The sequence below is a fragment of the Paenibacillus sp. P22 genome (assembly GCF_000469945.2).
Classification (GTDB): domain Bacteria; phylum Bacillota; class Bacilli; order Paenibacillales; family Paenibacillaceae; genus Paenibacillus_O; species Paenibacillus_O humicus.
Window position 1 is genome coordinate 1 of the sequence record NZ_CBRA020000016.1, and the last position, 5,022, is coordinate 5,022.

A 5,022-nucleotide genomic window follows, 5' to 3' on the forward strand; every position below is an offset into this window, starting at 1 on the left:
TCCGTAACCAGCATCCCCTCCGGCAGCTCGGAGAGAGGGCCAGAAGGACTTCATGCCTTTGCAGATAAGGCAGGCCTCTAAGATCCCGGTCTCCCGCCGCCAGCACATCGAACAGCACATAGGCGAGTCCGGCGGGAGGCTGGGCTGATCGGCCGAATCGGCATGGTGCCCAAGCCCGGAGGCTGCTGCGGACGCAGCAGCCTGTCGTCCGAGCCGGCCAGGCTGCCGGGGGCGGAACGCTTGCTGTCCGCGCCGCCGGCCATCACCTCCGCCGGCACGGCCGGATTGCGAAGCGGCGTCAGTCGGGTTCCGCCCTGATTGCCGCGCATGCGCTCGCGCTGCAGCACCCTCTGGAAGCTGGGCCTGCTGCCCGTCCAGGCGATCAGCTCTCCGTCCAGAATGCAGCGGCCGAGAGCAGCCTTCTCTATTAGGACGACAATTTCGGGGTAAATGTTGTTCTTGATCAATCCTTGGCGCGAATACAGCAGCGCCTTGCCGTCCGGCCCGATGTCGGCCAGCAGCCTGACGCCGTCCCATTTGATCTGGTAGCCCCAGTCTTCTCCCTGCGGAAGATCGGCTCTCGTTATGGGCGCCATCGGCGCCGTCAGGCCAAGCGGAAGGCTGCCTTTCGCGGCGCGCATCAGGAAGCGCCGGATTCCTTGGTTTTCTTGGCGCGAGGCTTGGCCGCTTTCTTCGCGGGCTTATCGGCTTCACCGGAGTCGGCAAGACCGGCTGCCGGCGCTTTCGCGCTTTTCTTCTTGGGCTTGTCCGCGGCGCCGGTATCGAGCACGGGCGCTGCGGCAGGTCCTTTGACCGATTCAAGGCTCGCCTGCAGGGCTGCCATCAGATCCAGCACATGTGCGGGCTCCTGCTGCGGCGCGATGCGGACTTCTTCGCCGGCAATCTTGCCCTGGATGAGATCATGCATGGCGCTCCGGTAATCGTCGGTGTATTTCTCGGGCTCGAACGGCGTCGTCAGCTGATCGATGAGAAGCTTGGCCATCGACAGCTCCTTGTCATTCAGAGCTACCGCTCCGGGCAGGTTCGGAACCTGCTGGATCGGCCGGATTTCGTCGGGATAGAAGATCGTCTCGATCGCGAGGCAGCCTTCGAGAACGCGAATCGCGGCGAGGCTCGATTTGGAGCGGATGGAAATTTTGGCGATGCCGATCTTGCCGGATTCCTTCATTGCTTCCATCAGCAGCGAGTAAGCTCCTCCCCCCGCCTGATCGGGCGAGAGGTAATAGGTTTTCTGAAAATAGATCGGATCGATCTCCTCCAGGGCGACAAAATCGATGATCTGAATCGTTTTGGACTTCTCTCCGCCGAGTTGGTCCAGCTCTTCCTTTTCAAAGGTGACAAAGCGGCCTTTCTCGTATTCGTAGCCTTTGACGATTTCATTCGTTTCGATCCGTCTGTCGCATACGGGGCATTCCTTCACATAAGCGATGGGACTGCCGCAGACGGAATGCAGCATGCGCAGCGAGATATCCTTGTCCTCTGTGGCGGAGAACATCTTGACGGGCACATGCACAAGTCCGAAGCTGATCGCGCCCTTCCATACGGTATGCATAGCTGTCGCGCCTCCTTGCAGCCGGAGCTCCGGCATTATTATTTCCTACCAGTGTGCCCATCCGGAGGGGGGGCCCATGCATGAAGCCCGGCTGCTGCGGGCATATTTCTCATTAAGGCTGACGACAGCCCCGGGAAGGAGGCGTGAGGCGAATGGACGAGCAGGAAATACACCGCCATCTCGAGCAGAGGCTGGACAGCCGCCATATGCTGGCCAGCAGCCGCGACGAGAAGAGCCTTCCGGATCTGGCTGCCGAGATGAGCACGGAGCTGGACGGCTCGCTGGAGGAAGGCGGAGCGCGCACGATGACGGATGCGGGCGTCGGCCGGACGGCCGACCATGGCGGCAGGGTCGATTACGAGATGGATATCGACCGCATGGTGGGCGAAGGTCTAGGAGGCGGCCAGGTTACGATCCACAACGGCCATATCGGAGAATCGACGACGGATACGATGATGCTGAAGGAAGAAGCAGAGGACGGAGAATAGGAGGGAACTCGCGGTGGATGTAAAAAGAGCGATGGAAATCTACGACTCCAAGGATATGGTGGCCGTCCACTTGGGCGGGCACTCGGTCTGGATCGAGAATGTGGACGAGGCGAACGGCATGGCGACCGTGCAGGTCGGCACGACCCCTCAGAACACGCAGACCGTATCGGTCGACCAGCTTCATGAAGGACAGCCGCACAGAGAAAACTGATGGCCGGGATGGCCGCGATGAGTTCGCGGACACAAAAAAACAGCGTCGTTCCCGTTGCCTTTGCGGCACCAGGAGCGGCGCTGTTCTTTTTTGCGGTTCGGCTGTACTTGCGTAGCCGGCTTGCGGGACCAGGCTCCCCTCGTCAGATCGAGCTCGTGCTGAGCGGGAGGCGATGATTTCTTCGACGACGGCTTGTTGCGTGCTGCTGCCACTTGGAGGTTCTCCTTCCGCCGGAAATGTCCGGCATTCCTAACGATACCAAATGAGCGGAATAACGGGAAGGGGCGAAAATACATATAGATAGATGGGGATACAAGCCTTATCATGCCATGACAGGTTTAAAATCAAGGTAAAGCAAGATAACCATCGATAAACGGAGATAAAGGCTCTTTTCTTCATGAATTAGGTTAAAAATTAGCTAAATCCACCCTTTTCCTTTAATTTAGAGCGAAAATACTTTATAATTAGTATACAGGGTCATAAGCAAGACAGATTGAAAGGGTGTGGGGGCATGGTAACAGCGCAGGGGCAGCATCTCAAGCTGCCATTCTTTGAAGTGTTCAAGCGGGTCTTGTTCATCACCGTCGGAGCCGTCCTGATGGGGGTAGGCCTGGAGATATTCCTGGTGCCGAACAACATTATCGACGGCGGCATCACCGGCATTTCCATCATGCTTTCTTATTTGACGGACGTTCCTCTCGGACTTTTCCTCTTTCTTCTCAACCTTCCGTTCCTCTTCCTGGGGTATAAGCAGATCGGCAAGACATTCGCGCTGTCGACTCTGTACGGCGTAGCCGTCATGTCGCTGACGACTTATCTGCTGCATGAGGTCGATCCGCTTACGATCGACGAATTCCTCGCCTCCATCTTCGGAGGCATGGTGCTCGGAGTCGGGGTCGGTCTCGTCATCCGCTTCGGCGGCTCGCTCGACGGCACGGAGATCGTCGCGATCCTCTTCTCCAAGAAGCTGCCTTTCTCGGTCGGCGAGATCGTCATGTTCGCCAATCTGTTCATCCTGTCGAGCGCGGGCTTCGTGTTCTCCTGGGATCGTGCGATGTACTCGCTCATCGCCTACTATATCGCCTACAAGATGATCGACATCGTCATCGAGGGCTTCGACGAATCCAAGGCCGTCTGGATCATCAGCGACGAGTACCGCGAGATCGGCGAAGCCATCATGAGCCGTCTGGGCCGCGGCGTCACTTATCTCAACGGCGAAGGCGGGTTCACCGGCGGCGACAAGAAAGTGCTGTTCGTCGTCGTGACGCGCCTCGAGGAAGCCAAGCTCAAATCGATCGTGACCGACATGGACCCCGGCGCCTTCCTGGCTGTCGGCAATATCCATGACGTCAAGGGCGGCCGCTTCAAGAAGCGCGATATTCACTAGCGCGCTCGGCGGCAGGACGCATGCTCCGCAAGGCAGACATCTGCCTTCGGAGTTTTTTTTTCTGTGCGGAGCGGTCAGGCAAGCCAAGGCTTCGACGGCTCGGTGCGAAGGACGGCATGCTGCTGTCCGGTATGGCGTCCGGATGTCATTGCGAGCCCGTCCGGCAGCGGTTGCGGCAGAGGTAGGGGGCCGATATAATGAGAACAAGCTTCCGGAACCGGATGAAAGCGGAACATGAGCAAGGTGGGATACACAGATGACAGAGGCCGCAGCAGCAGCCAGTTGGCGCGCGCGGGAGGAGTCGGACACGGTCCGGCTCGCGGAAATGCTGGCCGCATGGGCCGCTCCCGGAACGGTGATCGCGCTGGATGGCGATCTTGGCGCGGGCAAAACCCGGTTCTCGCAGGCGTTCGCCGCCGCGATCGGGGTGAAGGGCGTGGTTAACAGCCCGACCTTTACGATTATAAAAGAGTATGCCAGCGGAACGATGCCGCTGTACCATATGGATGTCTATCGGCTGTCGCAGGAAGAGGCCGACGAGCTCGGATTGGACGAGTATTTCTACGGAAGCGGCGTCTCCCTCGTGGAGTGGGCGAGCCTGATTCCGGAGCTGCTTCCGGAATCCAGGCTGGAGCTGTACATCGAGCATCTGGGAGGCAGCGAGAGGCGGATACGGCTGGAAGGCCGCGGACTCCCTTATGCGGAATGGTGCAGGCTTATCGCCGAGACGGGAGGAGCAGAGCAATGACGGAGCTTAATTCGGCCGCAGAAGCCGGGGCGGAGAGCCCTCCGCAAGCTAAGGGCGCAACGGAGACGGGCTTGCAGCGGGCCAAGCCGAGCGAAGAGCTGCTCGTCCTGGCGCTGGACACGTCGACGGCGGTGCTTGCCGCCGCCTTGACGCGGGGCGGCGAGGTGCTCGCCAGCGTCCAGTCGCCGGCCGAGCGCAACCATTCGGCGCATGTCGTGCCGGCCGTACAGAAGCTGCTCGCCGATGCCGGCATCTCCCCCGGGCAGCTGGACGGCATCGCTGCGGGCATCGGCCCGGGCTCCTATACGGGCGTCCGCATCGCGGCATCCGTCGCCAAGACGCTGGCCTGGGCCTGGAAGCTGCCGATTGTCGGCGTGTCGACGCTCGAGGCGCTGGCCGTCGGCGCATGGCGCGAGCATGCAGGCCAAGGCTCCGAGGCGGCTGCAGCCAGCCATGGCGGAGCGGCGGATGCGGATATGATATTGAAGACCAAGAACTATTTACGAAGTGTAATTATTATATTAATTATTTAAATGCAGTGAACGAGAAATTATACGAACTTAAGTTAGGTTTGGAAATTCGCTTTGCCGAAATCAACATTTAATTTTCGTCGTG

At 59.4% G+C, this 5,022-nt stretch carries 7 protein-coding genes; 5 read left to right on the forward strand and 2 right to left on the reverse strand.

What is annotated here, in order from left to right; genetic code table 11:
- Window positions 1–77 precede the first annotated feature (77 nt).
- Both BN871_RS04580 and BN871_RS04585 read right to left on the reverse strand, forming a co-directional pair.
- Entirely contained in the window at window positions 78–641 is a 564-nt protein-coding gene (locus BN871_RS04580; RefSeq protein ID WP_048744828.1) for a hypothetical protein, read from the reverse strand.
- Complete coding sequence (locus BN871_RS04585; RefSeq protein ID WP_048744830.1) at window positions 641–1,573, reverse strand: Ku protein; 933 nt, start codon at window positions 1,571–1,573, stop codon at window positions 641–643. The genes BN871_RS04580 and BN871_RS04585 overlap by 1 nt, the downstream gene beginning before the upstream one ends.
- A gap of 152 nt (window positions 1,574–1,725) precedes the next feature.
- On the opposite strand from BN871_RS04585, the gene BN871_RS30110 reads away from it, so the two are divergent.
- The 5 genes from BN871_RS30110 (at window position 1,726) to tsaB (ending at window position 4,940) form a co-directional block, all read left to right on the forward strand.
- Entirely contained in the window at window positions 1,726–2,061 is a 336-nt protein-coding gene (locus BN871_RS30110; RefSeq protein WP_021882001.1) for a hypothetical protein, read from the forward strand.
- A 13-nt stretch (window positions 2,062–2,074) separates the two neighbouring features.
- Window positions 2,075–2,272: an H-type small acid-soluble spore protein gene (locus BN871_RS04595; protein WP_021882000.1), complete on the forward strand. Its 198-nt coding sequence runs from the start codon at window positions 2,075–2,077 to the stop codon at window positions 2,270–2,272.
- A gap of 511 nt (window positions 2,273–2,783) precedes the next feature.
- A complete protein-coding gene (locus tag BN871_RS04600; RefSeq protein WP_048744829.1) occupies window positions 2,784–3,659 on the forward strand; it encodes a YitT family protein in 876 nt (291 codons plus the stop codon).
- A 256-nt stretch (window positions 3,660–3,915) separates the two neighbouring features.
- The gene (gene tsaE / locus BN871_RS04605; RefSeq protein WP_021881997.1) at window positions 3,916–4,407 is read left to right on the forward strand and encodes a tRNA (adenosine(37)-N6)-threonylcarbamoyltransferase complex ATPase subunit type 1 TsaE; all 492 of its coding nucleotides are present in this window, start codon (window positions 3,916–3,918) and stop codon (window positions 4,405–4,407) included.
- Entirely contained in the window at window positions 4,404–4,940 is a 537-nt protein-coding gene (tsaB, locus tag BN871_RS26095; protein ID WP_053086936.1) for a tRNA (adenosine(37)-N6)-threonylcarbamoyltransferase complex dimerization subunit type 1 TsaB, read from the forward strand. Before tsaE ends, tsaB begins: the two co-directional genes overlap by 4 nt.
- Window positions 4,941–5,022 lie beyond the last annotated feature (82 nt).

Bases quoted from the DNA above. Each gene is read 5' to 3' on its own strand.
- BN871_RS04580 (WP_048744828.1), bottom strand. From the start codon at position 641: ATGCGCGCCGCGAAAGGCAGCCTTCCGCTTGGCCTGACGGCGCCGATG.
- BN871_RS04585 (WP_048744830.1), bottom strand. From the start codon at position 1,573: ATGCATACCGTATGGAAGGGCGCGATCAGCTTCGGACTTGTGCATGTG.
- BN871_RS30110 (WP_021882001.1), top strand. From the start codon at position 1,726: ATGGACGAGCAGGAAATACACCGCCATCTCGAGCAGAGGCTGGACAGC.
- BN871_RS04600 (WP_048744829.1), top strand. From the start codon at position 2,784: ATGGTAACAGCGCAGGGGCAGCATCTCAAGCTGCCATTCTTTGAAGTG.
- tsaE (WP_021881997.1), top strand. From the start codon at position 3,916: ATGACAGAGGCCGCAGCAGCAGCCAGTTGGCGCGCGCGGGAGGAGTCG.
- tsaB (WP_053086936.1), top strand. From the start codon at position 4,404: ATGACGGAGCTTAATTCGGCCGCAGAAGCCGGGGCGGAGAGCCCTCCG.